Source organism: Nocardia wallacei, from assembly GCF_014466955.1.
GTDB classification, from domain to species: Bacteria; Actinomycetota; Actinomycetes; order Mycobacteriales; family Mycobacteriaceae; genus Nocardia; species Nocardia wallacei.
On sequence record NZ_AP023396.1, the window covers coordinates 1,194,290 to 1,221,281 of the forward strand.

Annotated in this window: 27 protein-coding genes; 14 read left to right on the top strand and 13 right to left on the bottom strand. The window is 68.8% G+C overall.

Going from position 1 to position 26,992, the window contains the following annotated elements; translation table 11 throughout:
- Nucleotides 1-9 precede the first annotated feature (9 nt).
- Both NWFMUON74_RS05465 and NWFMUON74_RS05470 read left to right on the top strand, forming a co-directional pair.
- Complete coding sequence (locus NWFMUON74_RS05465; RefSeq protein ID WP_187686885.1) at nucleotides 10-864, top strand: Bax inhibitor-1/YccA family protein; 855 nt, start codon at nucleotides 10-12, stop codon at nucleotides 862-864.
- A gap of 107 nt (nucleotides 865-971) precedes the next feature.
- Nucleotides 972-1,751 carry an alpha/beta fold hydrolase gene (locus NWFMUON74_RS05470; protein ID WP_187686886.1) on the top strand — a complete coding sequence of 260 codons (780 nt, stop codon included), beginning with the start codon at nucleotides 972-974 and terminating at the stop codon, nucleotides 1,749-1,751.
- Between the two features lie 3 nt (nucleotides 1,752-1,754).
- On the opposite strand, the gene NWFMUON74_RS05475 is transcribed toward NWFMUON74_RS05470, so the two are convergent.
- The 4 genes from NWFMUON74_RS05475 to NWFMUON74_RS05490 all read right to left on the bottom strand — a co-directional run bounded on the left by NWFMUON74_RS05475 (nucleotide 1,755) and on the right by NWFMUON74_RS05490 (nucleotide 4,964).
- Nucleotides 1,755-2,093 (bottom strand): DUF1330 domain-containing protein, encoded by a 339-nt coding sequence (locus NWFMUON74_RS05475; protein ID WP_187686887.1) that lies wholly within the window; start codon nucleotides 2,091-2,093, stop codon nucleotides 1,755-1,757.
- A gap of 110 nt (nucleotides 2,094-2,203) precedes the next feature.
- Nucleotides 2,204-3,424: an acetyl-CoA C-acetyltransferase gene (locus NWFMUON74_RS05480; protein WP_187686888.1), complete on the bottom strand. Its 1,221-nt coding sequence runs from the start codon at nucleotides 3,422-3,424 to the stop codon at nucleotides 2,204-2,206.
- A gap of 72 nt (nucleotides 3,425-3,496) precedes the next feature.
- Nucleotides 3,497-4,366 carry an SGNH/GDSL hydrolase family protein gene (locus tag NWFMUON74_RS05485; RefSeq protein WP_187686889.1) on the bottom strand — a complete coding sequence of 290 codons (870 nt, stop codon included), beginning with the start codon at nucleotides 4,364-4,366 and terminating at the stop codon, nucleotides 3,497-3,499.
- 115 nt (nucleotides 4,367-4,481) lie between these two features.
- On the bottom strand, nucleotides 4,482-4,964 hold the full coding sequence (locus NWFMUON74_RS05490; protein ID WP_232111107.1) for a hypothetical protein: 483 nt from the start codon (nucleotides 4,962-4,964) through the stop codon (nucleotides 4,482-4,484).
- A gap of 154 nt (nucleotides 4,965-5,118) precedes the next feature.
- Between NWFMUON74_RS05490 and NWFMUON74_RS05495 the strand changes: the two genes are divergently transcribed.
- Nucleotides 5,119-6,513 (top strand): cystathionine beta-synthase, encoded by a 1,395-nt coding sequence (locus NWFMUON74_RS05495; RefSeq protein WP_187686891.1) that lies wholly within the window; start codon nucleotides 5,119-5,121, stop codon nucleotides 6,511-6,513.
- 16 nt (nucleotides 6,514-6,529) lie between these two features.
- Here NWFMUON74_RS05495 and NWFMUON74_RS05500 read toward each other — a convergent pair whose 3' ends face one another.
- Nucleotides 6,530-6,991: a DUF4254 domain-containing protein gene (locus tag NWFMUON74_RS05500; protein ID WP_187686892.1), complete on the bottom strand. Its 462-nt coding sequence runs from the start codon at nucleotides 6,989-6,991 to the stop codon at nucleotides 6,530-6,532.
- An 850-nt stretch (nucleotides 6,992-7,841) separates the two neighbouring features.
- Between NWFMUON74_RS05500 and NWFMUON74_RS05505 the strand changes: the two genes are divergently transcribed.
- Both NWFMUON74_RS05505 and NWFMUON74_RS05510 read left to right on the top strand, forming a co-directional pair.
- Nucleotides 7,842-8,459, top strand: a complete 618-nt coding sequence (locus NWFMUON74_RS05505; protein WP_187686893.1) for a transglycosylase SLT domain-containing protein — start codon at nucleotides 7,842-7,844, stop codon at nucleotides 8,457-8,459.
- Between the two features lie 178 nt (nucleotides 8,460-8,637).
- On the top strand, nucleotides 8,638-9,558 hold the full coding sequence (locus NWFMUON74_RS05510; protein WP_425300412.1) for a mechanosensitive ion channel family protein: 921 nt from the start codon (nucleotides 8,638-8,640) through the stop codon (nucleotides 9,556-9,558).
- A 55-nt stretch (nucleotides 9,559-9,613) separates the two neighbouring features.
- Here NWFMUON74_RS05510 and NWFMUON74_RS05515 read toward each other — a convergent pair whose 3' ends face one another.
- Together NWFMUON74_RS05515 and NWFMUON74_RS05520 are read right to left on the bottom strand one after the other, a co-directional pair.
- Entirely contained in the window at nucleotides 9,614-9,961 is a 348-nt protein-coding gene (locus tag NWFMUON74_RS05515; protein ID WP_187686895.1) for a DUF6401 family natural product biosynthesis protein, read from the bottom strand.
- Between the two features lie 108 nt (nucleotides 9,962-10,069).
- The gene (locus NWFMUON74_RS05520) at nucleotides 10,070-11,233 is read right to left on the bottom strand and encodes an acyl-CoA dehydrogenase family protein (protein WP_187686896.1); all 1,164 of its coding nucleotides are present in this window, start codon (nucleotides 11,231-11,233) and stop codon (nucleotides 10,070-10,072) included.
- A 69-nt stretch (nucleotides 11,234-11,302) separates the two neighbouring features.
- Here NWFMUON74_RS05520 and NWFMUON74_RS05525 point away from each other — a divergent pair, with 69 nt between their 5' ends.
- Nucleotides 11,303-12,451, top strand: coding sequence for a cystathionine gamma-synthase (locus tag NWFMUON74_RS05525; RefSeq protein WP_187686897.1), 1,149 nt, complete (start codon nucleotides 11,303-11,305; stop codon nucleotides 12,449-12,451).
- 116 nt (nucleotides 12,452-12,567) lie between these two features.
- Here the strand turns inward: NWFMUON74_RS05525 and greA are convergent, their stop codons facing one another.
- Both greA and NWFMUON74_RS05535 read right to left on the bottom strand, forming a co-directional pair.
- Entirely contained in the window at nucleotides 12,568-13,062 is a 495-nt protein-coding gene (greA, locus tag NWFMUON74_RS05530) for a transcription elongation factor GreA (RefSeq protein ID WP_187686898.1), read from the bottom strand.
- 319 nt (nucleotides 13,063-13,381) lie between these two features.
- Nucleotides 13,382-13,816, bottom strand: coding sequence for a DUF4307 domain-containing protein (locus tag NWFMUON74_RS05535; RefSeq protein WP_187686899.1), 435 nt, complete (start codon nucleotides 13,814-13,816; stop codon nucleotides 13,382-13,384).
- 174 nt (nucleotides 13,817-13,990) lie between these two features.
- On the opposite strand from NWFMUON74_RS05535, the gene mca reads away from it, so the two are divergent.
- Nucleotides 13,991-14,905, top strand: coding sequence for a mycothiol conjugate amidase Mca (gene mca / locus NWFMUON74_RS05540; protein ID WP_232110859.1), 915 nt, complete (start codon nucleotides 13,991-13,993; stop codon nucleotides 14,903-14,905).
- Complete coding sequence (locus tag NWFMUON74_RS05545; protein WP_187686900.1) at nucleotides 14,902-15,189, top strand: hypothetical protein; 288 nt, start codon at nucleotides 14,902-14,904, stop codon at nucleotides 15,187-15,189. The genes mca and NWFMUON74_RS05545 overlap by 4 nt, the downstream gene beginning before the upstream one ends.
- Before the next feature lie 245 nt (nucleotides 15,190-15,434).
- On the opposite strand, the gene NWFMUON74_RS05550 is transcribed toward NWFMUON74_RS05545, so the two are convergent.
- On the bottom strand, nucleotides 15,435-15,608 hold the full coding sequence (locus NWFMUON74_RS05550; RefSeq protein WP_187686901.1) for a hypothetical protein: 174 nt from the start codon (nucleotides 15,606-15,608) through the stop codon (nucleotides 15,435-15,437).
- A 210-nt stretch (nucleotides 15,609-15,818) separates the two neighbouring features.
- Between NWFMUON74_RS05550 and NWFMUON74_RS05555 the strand changes: the two genes are divergently transcribed.
- Together NWFMUON74_RS05555 and NWFMUON74_RS05560 are read left to right on the top strand one after the other, a co-directional pair.
- The gene (locus tag NWFMUON74_RS05555; protein WP_187686902.1) at nucleotides 15,819-17,873 is read left to right on the top strand and encodes a thioredoxin domain-containing protein; all 2,055 of its coding nucleotides are present in this window, start codon (nucleotides 15,819-15,821) and stop codon (nucleotides 17,871-17,873) included.
- Between the two features lie 194 nt (nucleotides 17,874-18,067).
- Nucleotides 18,068-18,655 (top strand): LGFP repeat-containing protein, encoded by a 588-nt coding sequence (locus tag NWFMUON74_RS05560; protein ID WP_342212970.1) that lies wholly within the window; start codon nucleotides 18,068-18,070, stop codon nucleotides 18,653-18,655.
- Between the two features lie 215 nt (nucleotides 18,656-18,870).
- Here the strand turns inward: NWFMUON74_RS05560 and NWFMUON74_RS05565 are convergent, their stop codons facing one another.
- Nucleotides 18,871-20,460 carry an adenylate/guanylate cyclase domain-containing protein gene (locus NWFMUON74_RS05565; protein ID WP_187686904.1) on the bottom strand — a complete coding sequence of 530 codons (1,590 nt, stop codon included), beginning with the start codon at nucleotides 20,458-20,460 and terminating at the stop codon, nucleotides 18,871-18,873.
- A gap of 120 nt (nucleotides 20,461-20,580) precedes the next feature.
- Nucleotides 20,581-21,204, bottom strand: a complete 624-nt coding sequence (gene trhA / locus NWFMUON74_RS05570; RefSeq protein ID WP_187688948.1) for a PAQR family membrane homeostasis protein TrhA — start codon at nucleotides 21,202-21,204, stop codon at nucleotides 20,581-20,583.
- 261 nt (nucleotides 21,205-21,465) lie between these two features.
- Between trhA and NWFMUON74_RS05575 the strand changes: the two genes are divergently transcribed.
- Entirely contained in the window at nucleotides 21,466-22,245 is a 780-nt protein-coding gene (locus NWFMUON74_RS05575) for an isoprenyl transferase (RefSeq protein WP_187686905.1), read from the top strand.
- A gap of 77 nt (nucleotides 22,246-22,322) precedes the next feature.
- Nucleotides 22,323-22,916: a hypothetical protein gene (locus NWFMUON74_RS05580; RefSeq protein WP_187686906.1), complete on the top strand. Its 594-nt coding sequence runs from the start codon at nucleotides 22,323-22,325 to the stop codon at nucleotides 22,914-22,916.
- 4 nt (nucleotides 22,917-22,920) lie between these two features.
- On the opposite strand, the gene coaA is transcribed toward NWFMUON74_RS05580, so the two are convergent.
- Complete coding sequence (gene coaA / locus NWFMUON74_RS05585; protein ID WP_187686907.1) at nucleotides 22,921-23,853, bottom strand: type I pantothenate kinase; 933 nt, start codon at nucleotides 23,851-23,853, stop codon at nucleotides 22,921-22,923.
- A 224-nt stretch (nucleotides 23,854-24,077) separates the two neighbouring features.
- On the opposite strand from coaA, the gene NWFMUON74_RS05590 reads away from it, so the two are divergent.
- Nucleotides 24,078-25,277, top strand: a complete 1,200-nt coding sequence (locus tag NWFMUON74_RS05590) for a DUF885 domain-containing protein (RefSeq protein WP_187686908.1) — start codon at nucleotides 24,078-24,080, stop codon at nucleotides 25,275-25,277.
- A 180-nt stretch (nucleotides 25,278-25,457) separates the two neighbouring features.
- Entirely contained in the window at nucleotides 25,458-26,753 is a 1,296-nt protein-coding gene (gene glyA / locus NWFMUON74_RS05595) for a serine hydroxymethyltransferase (RefSeq protein ID WP_187686909.1), read from the top strand.
- Nucleotides 26,754-26,992 lie beyond the last annotated feature (239 nt).

Genomic DNA, 26,992 nt, shown 5'->3' on the forward strand with positions numbered 1-26,992 from the left:
ACGGGAACGGTGCGCACCTCAAGCAACCCGATCTTCAAGAATTTGCCGCAGCAGCAAGGGGGTTATGCGGGGTTCGGTTCGGCTGCCGCCGGCGCCGGACAGTTCGCTCAGTACGGACAGCAGTACCCGCCGCAGGGTTACGAGCAGCCGTACCAGCAGCCCGCGCAGGCCACCCGGCCGATGACGATCGACGACGTCGTCACCAAGACCGGCATCACGCTGGGTGTGGTGACCATCGCGGCGATCCTGTCCTACGGTCTGACCGCCGCCAACCACGCGCTGGCTCCGCTGTTCGTCATCGTCGGCGGACTGGTCGGCCTGGTGCTGGTGCTGGTGGCGACATTCGGCCGCAAGCAGGACAACCCGGCCATCGTCCTGAGTTACGCCGCCGCCGAGGGCCTGTTCCTGGGCGCGCTGTCGTTCATGTTCACCAATATCGCCTTCGGCGGTGTCGGTGGATCCGGGCTGATCGCGCAGGCGGTGCTCGGTACCTTCGGCGTCTTCTTCGGCATGCTGGTCGTCTACAAGACCGGCGCCATCCGGGTCACGCCGCGCTTCACCCGGATGATCGTGGGCGCCATGATCGGCGTCGTGGTGCTGATGCTGGGCAATATGGTCGCCGCGTTCTTCACCCCGGGCGGCTTCGGCCTGCGTGACGGCGGCGCGCTGTCGATCGTGTTCAGCCTGGTCGTGATCGCGATCGCCGCGTTCAGCTTTCTGCTCGACTTCGACGCCGCCGACCAGCTGATCCGCGCGCAGGCGCCGGAGAAGGCCGCGTGGGGCGTGGCCCTGGGCCTGACCGTCACCCTGGTCTGGCTGTACCTGGAGATCCTGCGCCTGCTGAGTTACCTGCAGAACGACTAGTAGCCGGCGCGAGCCGATACGGGTGGTCACCGAATACTCGGTGACCACCCGTTTTTCGTGCCTCGGGCCGATCGGTAAGGTCGGGCGGCGAGGGAAGGGAGAGGTCCGTGCCGTATGCCGTAGCCGGAGACGGGGTCCGCCTCGCCTACCAGGTCGAGGGCGACGGTTACCCGCTGTTGCTGATCGCTGGGCAGTCGAACAACCACCACTGGTGGGACGGCATTCGTGACGACTTCCACGGCGCCCACCGCACCGTCACCTTCGACTACCGGGGCACGGGTGCGAGCGACAAGCCCGACATCGTCTACAGCACACCGGGTTTCGCCGACGACGCGATCGCCGTCCTCGACGCGCTCGAGATCGACCGCGCCGACGTGTACGGCACCTCGATGGGCGGCCGGGTGGCACAGTGGATCGCGGCACGGTATCCCGAACGGGTGCGCGCGCTGGTGCTCGGGTGCACGTCGCCCGGCGGCAAGCACGGCGTGGATCGCGGCGGCGACATCCGCGCCCTGCTCGCGAATCCGGCCACGGCGCACCGGGCTTTGCTGGACCTGATGTACACCCCGGCCTGGCTCGCCGCCCACCCCGGCCCGTACCGGACTCTCGGCGACCCGGACATGCCGTCCTACGCGCGCCGCCGCCATCTGCACGCCAGTCACCGGCACGACGCCTGGGATGTCTTGCCGGACATCGGTGCTCCGACACTGGTCGTGCACGGCGCCGACGATCGCTTCAACCCCGCCGCGAACGCCCCGCTGCTCGCCGATCGCATCCCCGCCGCCGAACTGCACATGATCCCGCGCGCCAGGCACGCCTACTTCGAGGAATTCCGCTCCGTCGCAAGCCCGTTGGTTCGCGACTTCCTCGCCGCCGTCCGGCGCTGACGATCAGTCGCCCAACAGCGCCGCGGGCAGCACATCGGTGGCGACATGGTCGCCGCCGCAGTGGTCGGCCAGCACCGCGACGCCGACCGCGTTATCGGTCCGCAGCGGCAGGATGTCCTGATACTCCGGCGACGCGTACCAGGCTTGCGCCGCAGCGTAATCCGGGAATTCGATCACGATCACCGACCCGTTCGCGGGCCCCTCGACGACCTGCTGCCGCCCGCCGTGCACGATGAACTTCCCACCGAACGGAGCCAGCGTCCCATCGATCCGGCGCAGATATTCCACGATCTCGGCATTGACATCCACATCGTGCAAATGGGCAACGGCATAGGCGGTCATCTCGGGCTCCTTCGCGTAAAACTTCGACGCCTTCGATGATTCCGCCCCGACCCGGGAAAGGCGATTACCCCTCGGGTAATCGCCTTCCCTATTCGGGGAGCGGCCGAGCGTCAGCTCAGCCGCTCGATCACCATCGCCATGCCCTGGCCGCCGCCGACGCACATGGTCTCCAGGCCGAACTGCTTGTCGTGGGTCTGGAGGTTGTTGATGAGCGTGGCGGTGATGCGGGCGCCGGTCATGCCGAACGGGTGGCCCAGCGCGATCGCGCCGCCGGACACGTTCAGCTTGTCCAGGTCCATGTTCAGCTCGCGCGCCGAACCCAGCACCTGCACCGCGAACGCCTCGTTGATCTCGTAGAGGTCGATGTCGTCGATGGTCTTGCCGGCCAGCCGCAGCGCCTTCCGCGACGCCTCGATCGGACCCAGGCCCATGATCTCCGGCGACAGACCCGACACGCCGGTGGACACGATCCGCGCGAGCGGGGTCAGGCCCAGCGCCTCGGCCTTGGTGTCGCTCATGATGACCAGCGCCGCCGCACCGTCGTTGAGCGGGCAGGCGTTACCGGCGGTGATCGTGCCGTCCGGCCGGAACACCGGCTTGAGCTGGGACACCTTCTCGTAGGTGGTGCCCGGCCGCGGGCCGTCGTCGGTGGACACGACGCTGCCGTCGGGCAGCGTCACCGGGCTGATCTCGCGCTCGAAGAAGCCGGACTTGATGGCCTCCTCGGCGCGGTTCTGCGACCGCACGCCCCAGTGGTCCTGCTCCTCGCGGGAGATGCCGGTGTACTGGGCGACGTTCTCCGCGGTCTGGCCCATCGCGATGTAGATGTCGGGCAGTTCGTCGTTCTCGCGCGGGTCGGTCCAGCCGTCCGAGCCGCCTTCGGCGCGCTTGGCCGTGCGCGCCTCGGCATCGGCGAACGCCAGGTTGTGGGTGTCCGGCCAGCCGTCGGAGGTGCCCTTCGGGAACCGCGAGACGGTCTCGACACCGGCGGAGATGAACACCTCGCCCTCACCGGCCTTGATGGCGTGGAAGGCCATGCGGCTGGTCTGCAGCGACGAGGAGCAGTAGCGGTTCAGCGTGACACCGGGCAGGAAGTCGTAGCCCAGGTGCGTGGCCACCACCTTGGCCATGTTGAAGCCGGCCTCGCCGCCGGGCTGCCCGCAGCCGAGCATCAGGTCGTCGATGTCGGCGGGGGCCAGCGCCGGGACCTTGTCCAGCGCGGCGCGCACCATCTGTGCGGCGAGGTCGTCCGGGCGCATGCCTACGAGCGAGCCCTTGCCCGCGCGGCCGATGGGGGAGCGGGCGGCGGAAACGATGACGGCCTCTGGCATGAGGACTCCTTCGTCGGGTGGCGAACAACCAAGCGGCTGTTCGGTACACAGGTACGGAATTCTCTTCCGAATCTACGTCGCACCGATCGGGCTAGGAACACCCGGTATGCCCGTATCCCGCCGATCGAGTTCCCGCAGCAGCGCCGGCAGCAGGTGAGCGGCGGCCAGCTCGTACCCCGCCGCCGAGGGATGGAAGCCGTCGGCGGAGAACAACACCTCGGGTGTGGTGCGGAAATCATGGCCGAGCAGATCGCCCATCGGCACCGGACTGCCACCGGCCGCCCGGGTCGCGGCGACCTGCGCCCGTGCCAGCCGCACGCTCCAGCCGTGCACCACCGTGCGCAACGGCTGCGGAATCGCGCCCACCGAACCGAGGTCCGGGCAGGTGCCCACCACGACCACGCTGCCCGCCGCGCGCAACCGCACCACCGCCGACCGCAGGCGCTGCGCCGACCGCAGCACCGAATGCTTCTTGGTGACATCGTTGGCGCCGATCAGAATCACCGCGGCGTCCGGCGGTGGCCCGGCCACGAACATCGCGTCCACCTGTCCCGCAAGACCTTTCGAGGTGGCGCCGGAAATGGCCTTGGTGCTCAACCGGATTCGCCGCCCGGTGGCCTCGGCGAGCCCGCGCGCGATCCGCACGCCCGGCACCTCCTCGGCGCTGCGGCAGCCGACACCCGCCGCCGTGGAGTCGCCGAAGACCATCAGGTGCAGATCGAAAGGTATTCCGCTGCGCCAGGTTTCGGGCGCAGCGCAGCCCGCTGTGTAGACGCCGTCCGCCTCGGGCGGTTTGGAGGTGTCCCGGCCGATCACCGTCCGCGCGGCCTGTGCCTGCTGCATCAGCAAGCGGTACGCCGCCCACGAAGCGGTCCCGGCGCCGGAACCGGCCGCCACGGTGGCCGCGCCGGTCACCGCCAAGGTGCGCCACGTTCTCGCCACGAAACCACACCACCCTCCACCACGCGATCGTTGTGTATGCCTGCGTATATCGTGCCGGATCGGGCGGATGTGAGCACGGTGCGGCAGGGGTGGTTCTCCTCGCCCGGCGGAGCGCCTATTCGCCGGGCGGCCGGGGCGGCGGGCCCGCGACGTCGAAGGCGCCGCGCGAGGGGATGTTGACATTGGACGTGGTGGTCGTGACCTCGATGTGGCCCGCGCCGGTGTCCTGGAACTGGGCGTACAGAATGCTGCCGTAGATGCCGGAGACCACGTTCAGCCGGTACTCCCCGGCCGCGCCGGTGGTGGTGTTGCGCCAAGCGACCGTCGTGTCGACATTGCACAGCGGTGCCAGCGGATACTGGCCCGGCCCGAACCCGGCCACCGGTAGCGCCTGGACGTTGAAGACGGCCCGGCCCGGGTAGTCGGGGCTGGTGTCGACCCAGGTCCGGATGTTGCCCCAGCAGAAGCCGCCGTAGAACACGCTCGGCGTCTGGGGGAATTCGACGGTCTGCGCGCTCGCCGGGGCGGACGTCGCGATCGCCGTCGCGGCCCCGAGGGATCCGAGCACGACGGCAGCGGTGCGGGCGGTCTTCGGCATCCTCACGGGGGCGATGATATTGCCAAACCGCGCTCTCGTCGCGGGGCAGGCCGGAACTCGCCGGACGATATCGCGGGTTCGCGGATTCCGGCCGCGCCGCGCCCGGCCCGGAGGCGCGGGCAGGCGCGGAGCGCGGTTCTGCAACGATGGGCGTATGCGCATCGCGAACCACGTCGTCGACTTGATCGGCAACACCCCGCTCGTTCGATTGAACTCCGTGGTGGGCCCGAACTCCGGCCTGGTCGCGGCGAAGATCGAATATCTGAACCCGGGCGGCAGTTCCAAGGACCGCATCGCGGTCAAGATGATCGACGCCGCCGAGGAACAGGGCCTGCTGCGGCCCGGCGGCACCATCGTGGAACCCACCTCGGGCAACACCGGTGTCGGCCTGGCGCTGGTCGCCCAGCAGCGCGGCTACCGGTGCGTGTTCGTCTGCCCGGACAAGGTCAGCGAGGACAAGCGCAATGTGCTGCGCGCCTACGGCGCCGAGGTGGTCGTGTGCCCGACCGCGGTCCCGCCGGAACACCCCGACAGCTACTACAGCGTCTCCGACCGCCTGGTGCGGGAGATCGAGGGCGCGTGGAAGCCCGACCAGTACTCCAATCCCGGCGGCCCGGACAGCCACTACGAGACCACCGGCCCGGAGATCTGGCGCGATACCGACGGCACCGTCACCCATTTCGTCGCCGGTGTCGGCACCGGCGGCACCATCACCGGAGCGGGCCGTTACCTCAAGGAGGTCTCGGGCGGGAAGGTGAAGATCATCGGCGCCGACCCGGAGGGCTCGGTGTACTCCGGCGGCACGGGCAGGCCGTACCTGGTCGAGGGCGTGGGCGAGGACTTCTGGCCCAGCGCCTACGATCCCGCGGTCCCCGACGAGATCATCGCCGTCTCCGATGCCGACTCCTTCGACATGACCCGCCGCCTGGCCCGCGAGGAGGGCCTGCTGGTCGGCGGCTCCTGCGGGATGGCGGTGGTGGCCGCGCTCCAGGTGGCCGAGCGCGATCCGGCGGCGGTGGTCGTCGTGCTGCTGCCCGACGGCGGCCGCGGCTATCTGTCGAAGATCTTCAACGACCAGTGGATGAGTTCCTACGGCTTCCTGCGTTCGCGCCTGGACGGCAGCACCGCCGAGCCGACCGTCGGCGACGTGCTGCGCGGCAAGTCCGGCGCGCTGCCGGACCTGGTGCACACTCACCCGTCGGAGACGCTGCGCGACGCCATCGAGATCCTGCACGAATACGGCGTCTCCCAGATGCCGGTCGTCGGTGCCGAACCGCCGGTGATGGCCGGGGAGGTGGCGGGCAGCGTGTCCGAGCGGGATCTGCTGTCCGCGGTCTTCGAGGGCCGTGCCCACCTCACCGACCCGGTCTCGAAGCACATGAGCGAATCGTTCCCGCTGATCGGTTCCGGCGAGCCGGTGTCGGCCGCCACCAAGTCGCTGGAATCCACCGATGCGCTGATGGTGGTCGAGGACGGCAAACCGATCGGGGTCATCACCCGCCACGACCTGCTCGGCTTCCTGAGCCGGTCGGGACTGCCCGCGCGGTAGACACGGGAATTCCCGGTCAGGCCGAACGCTGCCGCTGTCGCAGCCGGGGTTGGCCGTGCAGCACCTCCGCGACCAGATCGCTCCAGTCGTCGGCGAGCGCGGCCAGCCGGTACCAGGCCGTGTGCACGCGCGCGTCGGAAACGTCGGCGGCGGTGTGCAGCAAGCGATTCGCGTGCACCTGGGCAGCGGCGAGACGGTCCACGGCGCCGCCCAGCGACTCCGGGAACAGGCCGCGCCCGACTCGGGGCGGGCGCAGCGTCAGGCTCACCCAGTTGTCGATGGCCGCCACGAGTTCGGCTCGGGCGCAATCTATTTCGGCAGCGTGTCCGGGCTGATCGTGGCGGCGCAGATGCAACTCCGCGAGCGCGCGGGCCCAGCGCACCATCGGATGCGCGCCCGGGTCGTCGCCGAGGTGGCCGCAGAACGCGGCCAGCAGTTCGTGCCAGTCGGGCAGCGCGGCCGCCTCACGCGGGGACATGGCGAGCCTCCCATGACTGTGGCTGCGGCACCGCGGCAACCGGGTGGACCGGAGTGTGGCAGCTCGGGCGCAGGGGACTCGCGGCATCGGTCGGAAAGTGGCGGGCTTCGAACATCGGTACCTCCGGCGGCAGTCGCTGTGCACCCGGCGTGGATTCCGCGTTCGTCGTGACCTGATCGGTCCGGTCCGCGGTGACCGTGCCCCCGTGCGGTGTGGAGTTCGACATCCGGCGCCGGGTGTAGGAACAGCTTGCGCTTTCAACCTTGCCGGGGCGGTGACGCCCAGATGGCGCTTGGATGACCGGTCGTAACAAGGTGATGCGCACGGGCGCGGCCCGGGTTGTGAGGTCGGCCGCCGGTTACCGCTCGGCACAGTCACCGAACGGTCACGGTTCGTTACCGAGACGTGCCCCGATGGCCGGAAACGGTCGCGAAACGGCAAAGTCCAGCGCGACACGGCAACTTTTTTCTGTGACCCGCAGCACGCTCTCGTGAGGGTGAATCCCCAGGTCAGTGCGTTATAGCCGGTGTGGATCGAAGCCGCGCGAGCGTAGCGGCACCATTTGTTCACTTTCAGTTAGGTTTACGTTAACCTACCGCAATCATCCTGTGACCTCGTCGGTAATCGCGACCTCGAGTCCGAACACTACGAGGAGTTGGTCCACCCGCCGGGTCTCGCCCGGCAGCCATCGAGCCGGGTCGTGCCGACGGGGAATGCGAATCCCCTTCTCTCATAACAAGTCTCACAACAGCATGCAGTGCGTGGGTGAGTCGTACCCGGCGTCGCCCTGGTGCCGCACTGCCTGTCGCAGGCCCGAGGGCCGCAACACCAGAGTAGGAAAACACCGCGCATGTCGAAGAAATCCATCGAGAGCAGCAGAGCCAAGGCGGTCGCGCGCACCGCCGGAGCCGCCACCCTGGCGCTGGCCGCCTTCGCCGCCGTGACATCCGCGGGCGGTCACGGGACGGCCGAGGTGCAGCCGGCCGCACTGGCGTCCACGATCGCCCAGACCGCCGATAACGTCCCCGCTCCCGCCGCCGCGGCCGCTCCCGTCGAGGCGGTCGCCGCGGCCCCGGCTCCCGAGGCCGCCCCGGCCCCCGCGCCCATGCCCGCGCCGCTGCCGCCCCCGCCACCGGCCCCCAGCTACCCGGACAACCTGGACGGCTGGATCCGCCACGCGCTGGACATCATGGCCGCCCGCGGCATTCCGGGCAGCTACGACGGCATCTACCGCAACATCATGCGGGAGTCGACCGGGAACCCGCAGGCCATCAACCTCTACGATTCGAACGCCGCGATGGGCATCCCGTCCAAGGGCCTGCTGCAGGTCATCGACCCGACCTTCGCGGCGTACCACGTCGAGGGCACCCCGTTCGACGTCTGGGATCCGGTCGCCAACATCGTCGCCGCGTGCAACTACGCCGCGCACCGCTACGGCTCGATGGACAACGTCAACTCGGCGTACTGACCTCCCCGCCCGCTCGGCACGATGCGATAACGCATTGTTATCGAGATGGCAGCAAAATCTACGCAAACGCCAGATTCGAATGATCACACCGGGGTACAAACGTCTCTGTAGCAGTTCTGGCAAACAGTTGGAACAGCCGAGATAGCGGAAGGGACGGCCGCGCGTGTACACCTCCAGTTTGGCTATCGATTTTCAGCAGGGCATGTCCAACGCGTGGAGCGCCATCGCGACATTCGTGCCCAAGTTCGTCGGTTTCCTGGTGGTTCTGGCCATCGGCTGGATCATCGCCAAGGTCATCGCCAAGATCGCCGACCGGGTGCTGCGCCGGGTCGGGTTCGACCGCCTGGTCGAACGTGGCGGCATTCAGAACATGCTGGCCAACAGCCGGTACGACGCCACCGACATCCTGGTGAAGCTGGTCTACTACGCGATCCTGCTGATCGCGCTGCAGATCGGCTTCGGTGTCTTCGGTCCGAATCCGGTCAGCAACATGCTCAACGGCATCGTGGCCTGGCTGCCGCGGGCCGCGGTCGCGATCATCATCGTGTGTGTCGCGGGCGCGATCGCGCGGGTGGTCACGGACCTGATCGGCAATATGCTCAGCGGGCTGTCCTACGGCCGCATGCTGGGCCGGCTCGCGGCGGTGTTCATCTGGGGCGTCGGCATCATCGCCGCGCTGAACCAGATCGGCGTCGCGACCTCGGTCACCACGCCGATCCTGATCACGGTGCTGGCCACGATCGGCGGCATCCTGGTCGTCGGCATCGGTGGCGGCCTGATCCGGCCCATGCAGCAGCGCTGGGAGGGCTGGCTCGACACCGTCGAGGGCGAGATGCCGCAGTTGCGCGGCCACGCCGAGGCCTACCAACGGGGCCGGGAGGACGCCGCCCGGCAGCGCGAAGGCGTCGCTACTCGCCAGCAGGAGTGGGCGGGTGCCCCGCGGACCGGAGATCAGTGGTCGCCGCAGACCAGCGGTGCGGGCTACCGGCCGGAGACCGGGGGCATGACCGAGCCCGGCTACGGCGGGCAGAGCGGTCAGGGCTACGGCCAGGGTTACGGCGAGGCGCCGGGGTACGACGACCCGCAGTCACCGCGCTGACGCGACAACCGAACAGATCGACAGGGCCTGGGCGGTCGCGGAGTTCCGCGGCCGCTCAGGCCTTCGCGTGGGCCAGTACGCACACCGCGGCGAGCCGCAGCTGCAGCCATTCGGCGCTCGCCCAGCCGACGAGATCCGACGGTGCGCGCAGGCCGCCGCGCCCGGTATGTTCCAGCAGGCCGCGGGCGTAACCGGCGAGCAGCACACCCACCGGCACGGCCGCCGAATCCTGCACTCCCAGATCGAGAATGTCGCGGACGGCCGCGGCGTGCTGATCCAGGGCTGCCGACACCGCGGGCAGTTCCTGTGCCGCGACGAGCGCCGGAACTCCGTGCGTCTTGTGCAGGCGGTTCAAAGTCTTGCGCGCCGACACTTCGAGCAACGCGGAGCCGAGCAAAAACACTTACTTATGCTAGCAATCATGCAGCTTTCGCGGCAGTGTGACCTTTCCCTCGGAAATCGCTACGGCCGCGGCTAACCGGTGGCATTTTGCGAGTTTCGGAAGTTCTTGTCAGCGAAAGGCTTTCGATCCGGTCAGCGCCTCACCGAGTACCAGTTGATGGACCTCCGCGGTGCCCTCGTAGGTGAGCACCGATTCCAGGTTGTTGGCGTGCCGCAGCACCGGATAGTCGAGGGTGATGCCGTTGGCGCCGAGGATCGTCCGGCATTCGCGCGCGATGGCCAAAGCCTCCCGCGTGCTGTTCAGCTTGCCCGCGCTCACCTGTTCCGGGCGCAGCTCCCCGCGGTCCTTCAACCGGCCCAGGTGTAGCGCGAGCAGCGTGCCCTTGCCCAGCTCGACCGCCATATCCGCCAATTTGGCCTGGGTCAGCTGATACGCCGCCAGCGGCTTGTCGAAGACCTCGCGGGTGCGGGTGTAATCGATCGTCGCGTGCAGGCAGTCGCGCGCCGCGCCGAGCGCGCCGAACACGATGCCGAACCGGGCCTCGGACAGACAGGCCAGCGGCCCGGCGAGACCGTGCGCCTCCGGCAGCACCGCGTCGCCGGGCAGCCGCACCCCGTCCAGGTCGAGCTCGGCGGTGATCGAGGCGCGCAGCGACAGCTTGTGCCGCATTTCGCGAGCCGTGAAGCCCGGCGTGCCCGTGGGCACCAGGAAGCCTCGGATGCGCTCCTCGGTGCGCGCCCACACCACCGCCACATCGGCCACCGAGCCGTTGGTGATCCACATCTTCGACCCGTCGAGCACCCAGTCCGAGCCGTCGCGCCGCGCGCGGGTGCGCATGCCGCCGGGATTGGAACCGTAATCGGGCTCGGTCAGCCCGAAGCAGCCGATCGCCCGCCCGGCCGCCAGCTCCGGCAGCCACTGCCGCTTCTGTTCCTCGGAACCGTACTTGTGGATCGCCGTCATCGCGAGCGAGCCCTGCACCGACACCATGCTGCGCACGCCGGAGTCCACCGCCTCCAGTTCCAGGCACGCCAGGCCGTACTCCGTCGCCGACGTTCCGGCGCAGCCGTAACCCTCCAGATGCATACCCAGCAGGCCGAGCCCGCCCAACTCCGGCGCCAGCTCGCGGACCGGGAAGGCGCCGCGCTCGAACCAGTCGGCCACGTGCGGGCGCAGCCGTTGCTCGCCGAACCGCCGCACCGTCTCGCGGATCTGGCGCTCGGTGTCGCTGAGCAGGGAGTCGAGGGCGAACAGCTCGTCTACGGTGGCCATGGATTCACAGTATCGGCCGATCGGGTTCCCGGGTCCCGGCCGTCGACGCGCCCCTTCTAGGCTGGCACTATGACCGACGATCAGCTGGGGTTCTCCACACGCGCGGTGCATGCCGGATTCGATCCGGATCCGCAGACCGGCGCCGTGAACGTGCCGATCTACGCGAGTTCGACCTTCGCCCAGGACGGCGTGGGCGGGCTGCGCGGCGGCTATGAGTACGCCCGCACCGGCAACCCGACCCGCACCGCGCTGGAGGCCAATCTGGCCGCGCTGGAATCGGGCCGGTACGGGCGGGCCTTCTCCTCGGGGATGGCGGCCACCGACTGTGTGCTGCGCGCGGCGCTGCGGCCGGGCGATCACCTGGTGATTCCGAACGACGCCTACGGCGGCACCTTCCGCCTGATCGACAAGGTGTTCACGCACTGGGGCGTCGAGTATTCGGTGGCGCCGGTGTCGGATCCCGACGCGGTGCAGCGCGCGCTGCGGCCCAACACCAAACTGGTGTGGCTGGAGACGCCGACCAACCCGCTGCTGAACATCGGCGACATCGCCGCGCTGGCCGACATCGCGCACGGCGGCGGCGCGAAACTGGTGGTGGACAACACCTTTGCCTCGCCCTACCTGCAGCAGCCGCTGCTGCTCGGCGCCGACATCGTGCTGCACTCCACCACCAAGTACCTCGGCGGGCACTCCGATGTCGTCGGTGGCGCGCTGGTCACCGACGACGCGGAACTCGATGCCGCGTTCGCCTTCCTGCAGAACGGCGCGGGCGCGGTGCCCGGCCCGACCGATGCCTTCCTCACCATGCGCGGCGTGAAAACCCTTGCCCTGCGCATGGATCGGCATTGCGACAACGCCGAGACCCTCGCCGAGTTCCTGTCCGAGCACCCGAAGATCCAGCAGGTGATCTACCCGGGCCTGCCGGAGCATCCCGGACATACGGTGGCGCAGAAGCAGATGCGCCGCTTCGGCGGCATGATCTCGGTGCGGCTGCACGGCGGACGGCAAGCGGCGCACGACTTCTGCGCCCGCACCCGGATCTTCACCCTCGCCGAATCGCTGGGCGGGGTGGAATCGCTGATCGAGCATCCGGGCGCGATGACGCACGCCTCCACCGAGGGCTCGGAGCTGGAGGTGCCCGCGGATCTGGTGCGGTTGTCGGTCGGCATCGAGGACGTCAGCGATCTGCTCGCGGATGTCGAGCGCGCGCTCGGCTGAGTCCCGCCGACCTCGAATACACGGCGGCGACCGCACCGAGTTCTCCGGTGCGGTCGCCGTATCCGTTCCGGCGCCTCGGACGGCGGTGCTGCGATCCGCCGCCGAGGCGTGGCCCGTCAGCTGTGGTAGGGCTCCGCGCTGACCAGCGTCACCTTCATGGTGTTGCCGTTGGGCAGCGTGTACTCGCGGGTCTCGCCGACCTTGGCGTCGATGAGCGCACCGCCCAGCGGTGACGCCGGGGAGTACGTCTCCAGGTCGGAACCGCCCAGGCCCTCTTCGCGCGTCGCGATCAGGAACGTCTCGGTGTCGGTCTCGTCGCCGTCGTAATAGACCTTGACGACCGAACCCGGCAGCGCGATGCCCGACTTGGTCGGGGCCACGCCCACCTTGGCGTTGTTCAGCAGCTCCTGCAGCTGGCGGATGCGCGCCTCCTGCTGGCCCTGCTCCTCACGCGCCGCGTGATAGCCGCCGTTCTCCTTGAGGTCGCCTTCCTCGCGGCGTTCGTTGATCTCGGCCGCGATGACCGGACGGTTGGCAATGAGCGCGTCGAGTTCGCCCTTGAGCCTTTCGTGCGACTCCGGTGTCAGCCAGGTCACGTTCGTCTCAGTCATCTCGATCACTCCCTAGTAGTTGTTCCCGGCGAACCGGGATTCCCTGATACCCGCCGCCGTACCCATCCGAAAACGCGCACAGCGGCAGTGGACGGCTAGAGCGATCCCTGGGGGATGTCACCGACCCCGACAGGCCCTGGTTCGCACGACACCCGGGTGCCCCGGAACCGACAGCGCTGGCCGCCAATGCAGCAAACACGGCTCCGAGCTTCGGAACCGTGTGTTGGGCCATTTTAGCACGATCTACAAATTCGCAGGTAGGAGCCTTGATCGTATGGTGTTTCGCCCGGATCGGGTAGTTGGGGTCGACGGAGCCCCGTCAGCCCGCACGCAGGTAGGCCGGGACCTTGTCGCTGCATCCGTAGATGTCGCCCGCCGCGGGGCGGCCGGTGGTGCGGATGGTGGCGGTCAATTCGACGGTTCCGCTGGTCGAAGGCGGGATCAGCACCTCGCGACGGCCCACTTCGGCCTGGTCGGAGTCCATCGCGCGGACGAAGCACACGACCGGACGGTCCGGGTGTTCGCGGGTGACCTTGATATGGATGTCGAGGGTCGAGTCGTTCACGATGGCGTAGCCCAGCTGGTCGGGCTCGATGTCCTTGGGACCGAACTGCCGGTATCCGGCGTAGGCGACGATCAGTCCGGCCAGCACCACGACCGCGCCGAGAACATAGGGGAGCCAGCGCCGACGGCGGCGCGGCCCGGTACCGTAGCGGTCCGCGACCCGCTCGGCTCCCGGCGCTGGCTCGCTCATGATCTGTCGCTCCTGTGGTCGAGCGGCGGCGCCTCGCGCCGCAGGGGGTAAGTCGGAACAAATGATGGTCGGATGGAACTATAAGGGGTGGAGATCGGCGCGGGATCGGCCGGCTTCGACACCCGCGGCGGAAAGCAATGAGGTGCAGACGTTGAGCAACGAGGTGAACGAGACGTGAGTGGCCTTCGCCTCATGGCGGTGCACGCCCACCCCGACGACGAGTCCAGCAAGGGCGCGGCGACGACCGCGAAGTACGCCGCGGAGGGCAACGACGTCCTGGTCGTCACCCTGACCGGCGGCGAGCGCGGCTCGATCCTCAACCCGGCGATGGATGTGCCCGGCATCCTCGACCGCATCGACGAGGTGCGACGCGAGGAGATGGCCGAGGCCGCCCGGGCGCTCGGCGTGCGCCAGCACTGGCTGGGTTTCGTGGACTCCGGCCTGCCCGAGGGCGACCCGCTGCCGCCGCTGCCGGAGGGCTCGTTCGCGCTGGTGCCGCTCGAGGAGGCCACCGAGGCGCTGGTGCGGGTGGTCCGCGAGTTCAAGCCGCACGTGATGACCACCTACGACGAGAACGGTGGCTATCCGCACCCGGATCACATCATGTGCCACAAGGTGTCGGTGGCCGCGTTCGAGGCCGCGGGCGACCCGGAGCGGTTCCCCGACGCCGGCGCGCCGTGGACACCGCTGAAGCTGTACTACGACCACGGTTTCAGCATTCAGCGGATGGAAGTGTTCGCCGAGGAGTTCGAGCGGATCGGCGAGCCGTTCCCGATGCAGGAGTGGCTGGACCGGTTCCGCGCGATGGCCGCCGAGCGCGGCGACATCATGGGCCGGGTGACCACCCAGATCGAGTGCGGCAAGTACTTCCCCCAGCGCGACGACGCCCTGCGCGCCCACGCCACCCAGATCGATCCGAACGGGGCGTTCTTCGCCATCCCGATGGAGATGCAGCAGCGGCTGTGGCCCACCGAGGAATTCGAGCTGGCCCGCACTCGGGTCCGCACCGAGATCCCCGAAACGGACCTGTTCGCCGGCATCCGCGAGGACGAGGACGCGCGCACCGCGCTCGAGGACACCACCCGATGATCGTCACCCTGCTCGCCCAACCGGCCACCAACCCCACCGGCCCCGAATTCGGCAAGGCCTCCCCCCTGGGCCTGGTAATCGTCCTGCTGCTGCTGGCCGGCACGGTCCTGCTGATCCGCTCGATGAACAAGCACATCAAGCGCCTGCCCGCCGAGTTCTCCCCCGAACACCCCGAGCCCGACCAGGAGGCCGACGAGGGCACCGATCCCGGTGCGGTGCAACAGGATTCCGCCGAAGCCGTCTCCGACATCTCCGCGAAGCCCGACAAGCCCAAGGGAACGTAACTCCCGGCTTCAGAACGGCGGATCGTGATGCCGCCGCCGACACAGATCACAATCACAATCGAAGTACCCGATCCCAGCACTCCCGTGCGCCCCCCGGCGCTCGGCATCTTCCAGATCGGCGAACCAGGGCCGTCGGCGTGCGGGCGAGGCGCCCAGCGAGGTCGTAGTAGTCATACCTGCAGAAATACCCCGCGGAAGCCCACACTGCGTTGCGGTTTCAGCACAGCTGCCGCGACATGATCATTTCAACCGGCCGTGCGATCCCTCACCCCCGCCCCCGGCACTTCCCGCCCCACCTCCGCATGGAATTCCCGCCACCCATCGGGATATCCGGTCTCGACCAGCACCCACCTCCCGAGCGAGTTCTCGATATCGGCCGCAACCAGCCACGCACCTTCGATCGCTTCTTCGGTGTCCACGATTCCGATCCTTCATAGAGACGGTGTTCTGTTGTCAGGCGGCCTCATCCTCACCGACCCCTTTGCGTTAAGCGTCCTTGTCCCTTCTCCAAGCTGCTCAATTCCTTTCTCCTCGCAGACCTGGAACGGCCGACAAATCTGTAGCAAATGCCATAGCTCGGTATCTGTGGTGAGCCCGTTGTGTCTTCCGTCGTATGGGACGCTGGAGGCGTGAATCGACTAGGCAGCGCGACCTCGCCGTACCTACGTCAGCATGCCGACAATCCGGTTGATTGGCGGGAGTGGGGGCCCGAGGCGCTGGCGGAGGCCGCGGCTCGGGATGTGCCGATCCTGCTCTCCGTCGGGTACGCCTCGTGCCACTGGTGTCACGTGATGGCGCACGAGTCGTTCGAGGACGAGGCGACCGCGGCGGTGATGAACGAGAATTTCGTGTGTGTGAAGGTGGATCGGGAGGAGCGGCCGGATCTCGACGCTGTGTATATGACGGCGACGGTGGCAATGACGGGGCAGGGTGGGTGGCCGATGACCTGTTTCCTGACGCCGGCGGGGGAGCCGTTCTATTGCGGTACCTATTACCCGAAGGCGCCGCGTGGGGGGATGCCGTCGTTCACGCAGTTGCTGGCCGCGGTGAGCGAGACCTGGCGTCATCGGCGGGACGAGGTGGATCAGGCGGCCGGGCAGGTGGCGCAGGCGTTGCGGGAGCAGGGGGATGGGCTGCCGGGTAGTGAGTTGGCGGTCGGTCCGGAACTGTTGCGGCATGCGGTCGCGGCCGTGTTGCGCGATGTGGACCCGCGTTACGCCGGATTCGGTGGGGCGCCGAAGTTTCCGCCGTCGGCGTTGCTGGAAGGGTTGCTGCGGCATTACGAGCGCACCGGGGACGAGCAAGCGCTGCAGGCGGTTTCGCGGACGGCGGCGGCCATGGCGCGCGGTGGAATCTACGATCAGCTGCGTGGGGGGTTCGCGCGGTATTCGGTCGATGCGGCCTGGGTGGTGCCGCACTTCGAGAAAATGCTCTACGACAACGCGCAATTGCTGCGGGTCTACGCGCATCTGGCGCGACGCCCGGCGAACGACGATGCGGGACAGCCCTTTTCGCTGCGGGTCGCGACCGAGACAGCGCAGTTCCTGCTCGACGATCTGGGGACCGCGGAGGGCGGTTTCGCCTCGGCCCTGGACGCCGACACCCAGGTGGAGCCCGGTGGCCCCGGCGTCGAAGGCGCCACCTACGTCTGGACACCGGCGCAACTGACCGAAGTGCTCGGTGCGGACGACGGTGCTTGGGCCGCGGAGGTTTTCGGCGTCACGGCGGACGGCAACTTCGAGCACGGTACCTCCGTGCCGACCAGATACGCCGATCCGGAGGACACCGAGCGCTTCGACCGCGTCCGGGCACGTCTGCGCGAGGTGCGCGATAGGCGGCCCCAGCCCGCGCGCGACGACAAAGTGGTGACCGCCTGGAACGGCATGGCGATCGTCGCGCTGGCCGAGGCCGGGTCGGCCCTCGCCCGGCCGGACTGGGTCGAGGCCGCCGTCCGCTGCGCCCGATTCCTGTTGGCCGAGCACGTGATCGACGGCCGCCTGGTCCGGGCGTCGCTGGGCGGCGTGGCGGGCACGGCCACCGGCGTGCTGGAGGACTACGCGTGGCTGGCCACCGGCCTGCTGGCACTGCACCAGGCTACCGGCGATCCTGATTGGCTCGAGCGCTCGTGCCACCTGATCGACACGGCCGCAGCGCATTTCGCCGATTCCGATACCCCCGGCAACTGGTACGACACCGCCGACGACGCCGAGACGCTGGTGAGCCGCCCCCGCGACCCGCTCGACGGCGCCACGCCCGCGGGCGCGTCGGCCTTCGCCGAGGCGCTGCTGACCGCGTCCGTCCTCGCCGACGCCACCCGGTCCGCCCGCTATCGCGAACTGGCCGAGCGGACCGTGCAGCGCGGCGCGATCGTGCTGGCGCGGGCCCCACGCTCGGGCGGGCACTGGCTGGCCGTGGCCGAGGCGGCGGTGCGGGGCCCCATCCAGGTGGCGATCGCGCTGCCGCACGGTGTCGATGCGGAGACCGCCGAACTGACCGTCACCGCGCGCCGCGTCGCGCCCGGCGGGGCCGTGGTGGTTGCGGGCGCCCCCAACTCGGTGCCGTTGCTGGCCGATCGCCAGCCGGTCGCTGATCGGCCCGCCGCCTACGTCTGCCGGGGGTCGGTCTGCGATCTTCCGGTCGGCGATGCGGCCGAACTCGCGGCCGCTTTGGTCTCGGACCGGTAACGATCGACGCCTCCCGGCCGATCTCGAAAGCATCCGGGGTCGCCGCTGACCTTCCGGAACGCCGGTCATAGCGGATGTGCGTGCAGAGGGTGCGTTCGCGACCCGGCGCTTGCCGACGGGGATGACCTCCGTGCAGGATGTCCGAGTCGGCAGCAAATGTCAGGCAAGCACTACCCAGGCCACAGGGAGATCGCGTGAGACTGCCACGTCGAGGAATTCGTACCGCCCGTTCGTCCGGTTTCGTCGTCGCCGCCGCGGCGCTGGCGCTGACGGCATCCGTCGGCGCCGCGCAGGCCAGGCCGATCGGCCCCTTCGAGGTCGGCGGCGCGATCGAGGTCGAGTACGACCGAGCAGGCGGGTTCGCGACCTTCGGCAACCCGGTCTCGCCCGAATCCGACGCGGGCGGCGGCGGCAAGTTCCAGGTATTCGAGCGCAACAACTCGATCTACTGGTCGGTGGGCACCGACGCGCACGCCGTCGGCGGCCTGATCCGCGACAAGTGGGGCGCACTCGGCTGGGAGAACGGCGCCCTGGGCTACCCGGTGACCGACGAGCAGCAGGCGGGTAAGGACGGCCAGGGTCGCTACAACCTGTTCAACGGCGGCTCGGTCTACTGGTCGGCCAAGACCGGCGCCCACGCGGTGTGGGGCGCCATCCGCGACACCTGGTTCACCGAGGTCGCCGAGAAGGGCCGCTACGGCTACCCGACCAGCGACGAATACGACTACCAGGGCGGCAAGGCCCAGGATTTCCAGGGCGGCCGCATCACCTGGAAGCCCTGACCGCACGGGCCGTACACCGGCGGCATTCGTCGAGCTTGAACAGGTCTCCCGTCCTCCCGGAGCTTGAACAGATCCCCTGCCATCCCGGCACGCTTTTGGCCGGGATCTCACCGTGGATTCCGGCCAAAAACACGCCGGAACCACGGGTTGGTGCCCCGTAGCCACGGGTTGCGTGCGATCCTCGGGCTTTGTCTCACGCTGTGGGCGTAACCACCTCAGCTACCCGGTGCCGCTTCTGCCTCGCCGATCTGGGTGCCGAGTGGCTTCAGACCCTCGATGTCGTCCTCGCCGGTGCCGTTGACGCCGGGCGCACCATCGCCGCTGGGGCTGACCGGGAGGTCCGTCCAGCAGGAGGTCGGTTCCACCCGCCCACGAAGCTGAATCGTCTCGAAGTGCGCCCACAACGCCCGCTCGTCGGCGGTGGCCGCGTCGATCACCGCCTGGGACACCAGGATTCGGCGGTCGACGCGCTTGGCCTCGGTGGTGAGTCGCGACGCCTCGTTGACCGCGTCGCCGATCACGGTGTACTCCAGCCGGGTGTCGGTGCCCACGTCGCCGGCGAACACCATGCCCCGGGCCACCCCGATACCGATATCCAGTTCGCCCGCCGCGGCCACCTCGTCGCGAATCCGGCGTGCTGCCCGCAGCGCCGGAGTCGCGTTGTCGCGCAACGCGATCGGCGCGCCGAAGATGCACAGCGCCGCATCACCCTCGAACTTGTTGACCAGCCCGCCGTTGTCCTCGGTGGCCGACACCACGATCGTCAGCAGCCGATTCAGCTTGACGACGAACTCGCTCGGTTCGAGCCCGGTGGACAGCGCCACCGAGCCGACGACATCGACGAACAGCGCGGTCACCGGCCGGATGTCACCGGTGAGGTCGAGCCCGCCGGCGAGCGCGCGCTCGGCGACCTCGGTGCCGACGTGGCGGCCGAACACGGTCCGCATCCGCTCCCGCTCGGACAGATTGGCGGCCAGCTCGTTCACCGAATGCTCCAGCCGCCCGATCTCGCTGGCGCTGCCGACCGGAACCCGGACGTCCAGCTCGCCGCGCGCGATCCGGTCCAGCGCCCGGCGCAGCGCCCGCACCGGCGCCGCGACCGCGCGGGCCAGGGTCGCCGTCGACAGCGCGCCCACACCCAGTCCCACGACGGACATGTACACGGCCGTGCGAATCCGGTCCTCGGCGGTCGCCACCGGATCGGCCAGCACGGTGATCAGCATCAGCAGCGGCATGGCCCCGGCCACCGCCCACGACACCACGACCCGGTTGAGCACCGTGGAACTCCAGTGCATCGTCCCGCCCAGTACCGAGGACACGATCGGGATCGTCGGCCGGATCAGCCGATCGACGATGAGAAAGGTGAACCCCGCCGATTCGAACGCGCCGAGCGTGAACATCGCGCCGACCACCGCGATCGCCCGCGACGGAATCACCTGCGCGAAGATCGCCGTGGCGATGATCACGCCGGGCAGCCAGATGGCGAGGGCGCGCAGCGTGATCGCCAGCGGCAGGTTCAGCAGCCGCCGCGCCTCCGCCGCACCCGGCTTGCGCCCTTGGTCGAGCCAGCCGAAGTAATAGAACCGATCGCGCACGGCGAGGATGATCCCGACCACCGCGCCGATCGCCGGATAGATCGACGCCTGGGCCATCGCGGTCATCCAGTTCGGCCCGAGCCGACCGAGGAACCCGCTGAGCGACAGTTCGGTGAGAATGACGCCCAGACCGCCGAGATTGCAGGCCATCACCACGAACGACAGCCCCCAGCGCGCCCGCAGCGCGAGCAGAATCAGCCGATTGATCATGGCGACGGATCGGCCGCGGACGTGCGAATCGGTTCGGGGAACACGAAGCAGGAGCATAGAACCCGGACGGTGACCCGCGGCGCGTTCCGGCCGATCTTGTCGGCTGCGTCACCCCGCGATTCAGTTCAGCAGAACCAGCCAGACCGCCGCGTAGTGGCACAGCGCGGCGAGAACCGTTGCGGCATGGAAGAACTCGTGATGTCCGAAGGTCTCCGGCCAGGGATCGGGCCATCGGGTGGCGTACAGGACGGCGCCCCCGCTGTAGGCGAGTCCGCCGACGAGCAGCAGCACCATCGGCGCGACGCCCACGTTGTGGGTCAGCGTCGCCGCCACCGGCACCACCGCCCAGCCCAGCACCAGATACAGCGGCACCCCGACCCAGCGCGGCGCGGTCGGCCACAGCAGTTTCAGCGCGACCCCGGCCAGCGCACCCGCCCAGACGACGGCCAGCAGCGTGACCCCCGTCGACGTCGGCAGCCCCAGCAGCGCGAAGGGCGTGTAGCTACCGGCGATGAACAGGAAGATCATCGAATGGTCGGCGCGCTTCATGTGGATGCGCGACCGCTCGGTGCGCCAGTTCACCCGGTGATACACGGCACTGACGCCGAACACCCCGCACACCGTCAACCCGTACACCAGCGTCGACCAGCCCGCCTTCGCCGACACCGTCGCGGCCGTGCCGGTCAGGGCGATCACCGCCAGCGCCGCGATGCCCACCGCGTAGGTGTGGATCCACCCGCGCATGCGGGGCTTGAGCGGCACCTGCCGTAGCTCGTCCAGGGCTCCGAGCACCGGGTTCGCCCGCTGTACCGTCTCCGCCACGCTCAGTACCTCCTCAGTAACCTACGGTTCCGTAGGTTGGCGCTGTCGCCACTGTACCGGGCGCGGGCGAGGGGTTCGGCGAGTCGGCTCGCGCCCGCGGGCCGCGGTACCGCGTGTCGGTGCGCCGAGGCTTGTCAGGCCGACAAGGCGGTGACGTGACACGGCGGCGTAGGGTGGCTGTTCGTGGAACTTGCTAGTCGGGTGCGTGGCCTGCCATATCGCATCTACGAGGCGCGGCTGTCGAAACAGCTGGCGGGCAAACAACATCCGCGTCATGTAGCGGTCGTCTGTGACGGCAATCGGCGCTGGGCGCGGGAGAACGGTTTCACCGACGTCAGCCACGGGCATCGGGTCGGAGCGCTGCGGATCGCCGAACTGGTCGGCTGGTGTGAGGCCGAGGGCATCGAGATGGTGACGGTCTATCTGCTGTCGACCGAGAATCTCAGCCGTGGTCAGGACGAACTGGAGACGCTGTTCGAGGTGATCCCGGACGTCGTGGAGGAACTGTCGGCGCCGGAACGGAACTGGAGCGTGCGGATCGTCGGCTCGCTGGACGGGCTGCCGGCCGATATCGCGCGCCGCATGGAGAAGGCGGCCGCGGAGACGCACGGCCGCAACGGCGTGCACGTGAACGTCGCGATCGGCTACGGCGGTCGGCAGGAGATCGCCGACGCGGTGCGTTCGCTGGTGCGCCAGGAGATGGCGGCGGGGGAGACCGGCGAGGATCTGGTGCAGTCGATCACCGTCAACGCCATCGGCCAGCACCTGTACACCTCCGGGCAACCGGATCCGGACCTGGTCATCCGCACCTCCGGCGAACAACGGCTGTCGGGATTCCTGCTGTGGCAGAGCGCCTATTCGGAGATCTGGTTCACCGAGGCGTACTGGCCGGAGTTCCGGCGAGTGGATTTTCTGCGTGCCCTGCGTGACTACGCCGCACGGCATCGTCGCTACGGGACCTGAGCCGCGCTCGAGCACAGCTCTGTTGCATTGCGTGGTCACGGGCTCACCGGACCGCGCGGCTCGCGTACCGTGCGAACATGAGTGACAACGGGACCGGGCAGCGCGGCACGGTCACGGCACCGGCCCACCTCAGCTACGAGGAATTCGGGCGGCGCTTCCTGCTGTACGCCGCGTCCGAGCAGCGCATCGCCGGCGCATTCGCCCAACTGACCGGCGCCGCTTTCGATTTCGGCCCGATCGGGGTCGGTCCGGGACGGCTGGCCAAGGTGTCGGCGCAGGTCCAGCTGGGCGAACCGCGCCTCGAACGCGACGTCGGCGATCTCATCGAGTTCGATCTGGCCATCCCGCTCGGTGTCGATCTGCTGCTCGATCTGGCCCTGGATCGGCACAACTTCCAGGTCGACGGTTTCGTGCACATCCACCTGACCGTGCGGACGGCCGAGCCGCTGCGGGTGCTCATCGACATCGCCGAGCCGCGTCCGGGCGATGTGCGCATCAATGTCGCCACCGCGACCCGGCGCGGCCAGTTGCTGCGCATTCTGGCCAGTGTCGACCACGAGATCCGGCGTTTCGTGGCCCGCTATATCGCCAAGGAAATTCGCAAACCGCATATCGCCGCGGTGCGCGATATCGATGTGGCGGCCCGGCTGGACGCCGCCTGGAAAGTCTGACGGGCTACAGCTTGCGCAGCCGTATCCGGTTGATGGTGTGGTCGGAATCCTTGCGCAGCACCAGGGTCGCGCGTGGCCGCGTGGGCAGGATGTTCTCCACCAGATTGGGCCGGTTGGTGGCGTTCCAGATCTCCTGGGCCGCGATCGTGGCCTCCCGGTCGGAGAACTTGGCGTAGTGGTGGAAGTGGGATTTCGGATTCGCGAACGCCGTCTTGCGCAGGGACAGAAAGCGATTCACGTACCAGGTTTCGATGTCCTCGATGCGCGCGTCGACATAGATGGAGAAATCGAACAGGTCCGACACCATCAATCGCGGCCCGGTCTGCAGGACGTTGAGACCCTCCATGATGAGAATGTCCGGCTGGCGCACACAATGGAAATCACCCGGCACGATGTCGTAGAGAATGTGCGAGTACATCGGCGCGCACACCTCGGCCGCACCGGATTTCACCTCGGTGACGAAGCGCAGCAATTTGCGGCGGTCGTAGCTTTCCGGGAAACCCTTGCGGTGCATGATGCCGCGCCGGGTGAGTTCGGCGGTGGGATAGAGGAATCCGTCGGTGGTGACCAGGTCCACCCGGGGGTGGTGTTCCCAGCGCGCGAGCAGCGCCTGCAGCACGCGGGCGGTGGTGGACTTGCCGACGGCGACGCTGCCGGCGATGCCGATCACGAACGGTACCTGGTGGTCGGGGTGGGTTTCGCCGAGGAACGTGGCGGTCGCCGCGAACAGCCGCTGCCGCGCGGCCACCTGCAGGTGGATGAGCCGGGCGAGGGGCAGATAGACCTCCGCGACTTCCTCGAGGTCGATCTGCTCACCGAGACCGCGCAGACCGACCAGCTCTTCCTCGGTCAGTACCAGAGGAGTCGATTTCCGCAGGGTGCGCCACTGTTTTCGGTCGAATTCCACATACGGACTCGGCTCGCTCATCCGCGCCACTTACCCACGCCCCCGGCTCGGTAAACACGGCACTTCGGATGAGTTCTCACAGGTGCCGTCCCCGGCGCGGTGAGAACCGGTCCACTGTCCTCGCATAGGCGAATTGTCCTCTCGGTCAACGGACCGCCGTACGCGGGGTGTTCCTACTCGTCGGTAACCTGGCGTGACGATTCTCTCTCCGGTGCCGTGTACGCGGCGATGAACAGGCGTTAAGGTCGGTGGTCATGCAGGCGCATCCGCTCGTGACCGAATACCTGCGGCTGGGGCTGGCATTCGACCGCCTCGAGCCCGGCTTTGTCGACGCCTACACCGGTGATCCGGCGCTGCGGCGTGGGGTGGAGAACGCGCCCGCGCCCGAGCCGCGCGAACTGGCCACGCGGGCAGCGGCTTTGCGCAAAGAACTGCCGGAGTCGGGTTTGACGGCCGAGCGCACGGAATTTCTCGACGTCCATCTGCGGGCGCTGGAATGCTCCGGCCGCAAGTTCGCCGGTGACACGATCTCGTTCGTCGACGAGGTGCGCGCCTATTTCGATGTCGAGATCGCGCCGGGCGAGGTCGAGGACTATCGCGAGGCGCACCGGCAGATGGCCGAGGTGCTGCCCGGCGACGGACCGCTGGCCGAACGGGTCACCGCGCACCGCCGCGCCGACGAGATTCCGCCCGACCGGCTGCGCGCCTGTGTGGCGGCGTTCTCCGGCGCGCTGCGGGAGCTGGTGCGCGCTCGCTACCCGCTGCCGGACCACGAGACGGTGGAGTACGAGGTGGTCGGCGACAAGCCGTGGTCGGGCTTCAACTACTACCTGGGCAACTACCGCTCCCGGGTGGCGATCAACTCCGACCTCAAACAGCACATGGCGCATCTGCCCGCGCTGATCGCGCACGAGGCGTATCCCGGTCACCACACCGAGCACTGCCGCAAGGAGGCCGGGCTGGTCGCGGCGGGGCAGGACGAGCAGACGCTGTTCCTGGTGAACACGCCGCAGTGCCTGATGGCCGAGGGCCTGGCGGATCTGGCGCTGAAGTCGATCGTCGGCCCGGGCTGGGGGCGTTGGGCGCAGGACATCTACGCCGACCTCGGCCTGCGCTTCGATGGTGAACGCGCGGAACGGCTTTCGGCCGCTTCGGCGAAGCTGCTGGGCGTGCGGCAGGACGCGGCGCTGCTGCTGCACGATCGCGGCCGCAGCGCCGACGAGGTCGCCGAATTCCTGCAGCGCTGGAATCTGACCACGCCGGAGCGGGCGCGCCAGTCGCTGCGCTTCCTGTCCTCGCCGCTGTGGCGGGCCTACATCAGCACCTACGTCGAGGGCTACCGCCTGCTCGGCGGTTGGCTGGACCGGGCCGCCGACGCGGACGAGCGGGCCGAGCGGTTCCGCCGCCTGCTCGACGAACCGCTCACCCCGGGCGCGCTGCGCCGGATGCCCTGACCCGATACGGTTACCGGCCGCTGCCCGGCGCGGGCAACTCGGACGCTGCCCGGGGCGGGCGACTCGGACGCTGCCCGGGGCGGGCGACTCGGACGCTGCCCGGCGCGGGCAACTCGGGCAGCCGGGCGCGGACCGGGAGCACCGTTCGAGGGCGCGACACCCGGAACATAGACTGTGCTCGTGACCCAGACGACCGCCTCTGTCAACACGCAATCCCTCGCCGAACTCGATCCCGAGCTGGCCACCGCGATGGCCGGTGAGCTCGCCCGCGAGCGCGACACCCTCGAGATGATCGCCTCGGAGAACTTCGTGCCGCGTGCGGTGCTGCAGGCGCAGGGCAGCGTGCTGACCAACAAGTACGCCGAGGGCTACCCGGGCCGGCGCTACTACGGTGGCTGCGAGCACGTCGACGTGGTCGAGAACCTGGCGCGGGAGCGGGTCAAGGCGCTGTTCGGCGCGGATTTCGCCAACGTGCAGCCGCATTCGGGGGCGCAGGCCAACGCCGCGGTCCTGATGTCGCTGATGAACCCCGGCGAGCGGCTGCTCGGCCTGGATCTGGCGCACGGCGGTCACCTCACCCACGGCATGCGGCTGAACTTCTCCGGCAAGCTCTACGAGGTGCACGCCTACGGGGTGAGCAAGGACGATCACCGCATCGACATGGACGAGGTGCGCAAGCAGGCGCGCGAGGTGCGGCCGCGGGTGATCGTGGCCGGGTGGTCGGCCTATCCGCGGCACCTGGACTTCGCGGCGTTCCGGGAGATCGCCGACGAGGTGGACGCCTACCTGTGGGTCGACATGGCGCACTTCGCCGGTCTGGTGGCCGCGGGCCTGCACCCCTCGCCGGTGCCGCACGCCGACGTGGTCTCCTCCACCGTGCACAAGACCCTCGGCGGCCCGCGCTCGGGTGTGATCCTGGCCAAGCAGGAGTACGCCAAGAAGCTGAACAGCGCGGTGTTCCCAGGTCAGCAGGGCGGCCCGCTGATGCACGCGATCGCCGCCAAGGCCGTGGCCTTCAAGATCGCGGGCACCCAGGAGTTCAAGGAGCGTCAGGAGCGCACGCTGACGGGTGCGAAGCTGCTGGCCGAGCGCCTGGCCGCCGCCGACGTCTCCGCGAAGGGCATCACGGTCCTCACCGGCGGCACCGACGTGCACCTGGTGCTGGTGGATCTGCGCAACTCGGTGCTCGACGGCCAGCAGGGCGAGGATCTGCTGCACGAGATCGGAATCACGGTGAACCGCAACGCCGTCCCGTTCGACCCCCGCCCGCCGATGGTCACCTCGGGCCTGCGCATCGGCACCGCCGCCCTGGCCACCCGAGGCTTCGGCGACACCGAGTTCACCGAGGTCGCCGACATCATTGCCACTGCCCTGAAGGGCGACGCCGACCTGCCCGCCCTGCGCGCGCGAGTAGCCAAGCTGGCCCAGGAGTTCCCGCTCTACGAGGGCCTGGAGGACTGGCGTCTGCTCGGCTGAGCATGTAAACCGCTGAGCCCCAAAGGCTCCGAACACAGCATGGCCCGTCGATGCCTCGATGCGTCGACGGGCCATGCTCGTACTGTCTCGGCTGTGGCCTCGCCCTTACCGTCCGTCCTCGCTTTCGATGCGATCACGAATCCCCCGAACCGACTTGTCCTCCGGCGTCCGCTGCGGCCACAACACCGCAATCACGAAGACCCCCAACGGTATTCCGATCACGACAACAAGACCGACCT

What these genes read in the sequence shown, in the direction of transcription:
- NWFMUON74_RS05475 (WP_187686887.1), bottom strand. Translation starts at nt 2,093, where the DNA reads ATGACCGCCTATGCCGTTGCCCATTTGCACGATGTGGATGTCAATGCC.
- NWFMUON74_RS05480 (WP_187686888.1), bottom strand. Translation starts at nt 3,424, where the DNA reads ATGCCAGAGGCCGTCATCGTTTCCGCCGCCCGCTCCCCCATCGGCCGC.
- NWFMUON74_RS05490 (WP_232111107.1), bottom strand. Translation starts at nt 4,964, where the DNA reads ATGCCGAAGACCGCCCGCACCGCTGCCGTCGTGCTCGGATCCCTCGGG.
- NWFMUON74_RS05495 (WP_187686891.1), top strand. Translation starts at nt 5,119, where the DNA reads ATGCGCATCGCGAACCACGTCGTCGACTTGATCGGCAACACCCCGCTC.
- NWFMUON74_RS05500 (WP_187686892.1), bottom strand. Translation starts at nt 6,991, where the DNA reads ATGTCCCCGCGTGAGGCGGCCGCGCTGCCCGACTGGCACGAACTGCTG.
- NWFMUON74_RS05505 (WP_187686893.1), top strand. Translation starts at nt 7,842, where the DNA reads ATGTCGAAGAAATCCATCGAGAGCAGCAGAGCCAAGGCGGTCGCGCGC.
- NWFMUON74_RS05520 (WP_187686896.1), bottom strand. Translation starts at nt 11,233, where the DNA reads ATGGCCACCGTAGACGAGCTGTTCGCCCTCGACTCCCTGCTCAGCGAC.
- NWFMUON74_RS05525 (WP_187686897.1), top strand. Translation starts at nt 11,303, where the DNA reads ATGACCGACGATCAGCTGGGGTTCTCCACACGCGCGGTGCATGCCGGA.
- greA (WP_187686898.1), bottom strand. Translation starts at nt 13,062, where the DNA reads ATGACTGAGACGAACGTGACCTGGCTGACACCGGAGTCGCACGAAAGG.
- NWFMUON74_RS05535 (WP_187686899.1), bottom strand. Translation starts at nt 13,816, where the DNA reads ATGAGCGAGCCAGCGCCGGGAGCCGAGCGGGTCGCGGACCGCTACGGT.
- NWFMUON74_RS05545 (WP_187686900.1), top strand. Translation starts at nt 14,902, where the DNA reads ATGATCGTCACCCTGCTCGCCCAACCGGCCACCAACCCCACCGGCCCC.
- NWFMUON74_RS05565 (WP_187686904.1), bottom strand. Translation starts at nt 20,460, where the DNA reads ATGATCAATCGGCTGATTCTGCTCGCGCTGCGGGCGCGCTGGGGGCTG.
- trhA (WP_187688948.1), bottom strand. Translation starts at nt 21,204, where the DNA reads ATGCGCGGGTGGATCCACACCTACGCGGTGGGCATCGCGGCGCTGGCG.
- NWFMUON74_RS05580 (WP_187686906.1), top strand. Translation starts at nt 22,323, where the DNA reads ATGAGTGACAACGGGACCGGGCAGCGCGGCACGGTCACGGCACCGGCC.
- NWFMUON74_RS05590 (WP_187686908.1), top strand. Translation starts at nt 24,078, where the DNA reads ATGCAGGCGCATCCGCTCGTGACCGAATACCTGCGGCTGGGGCTGGCA.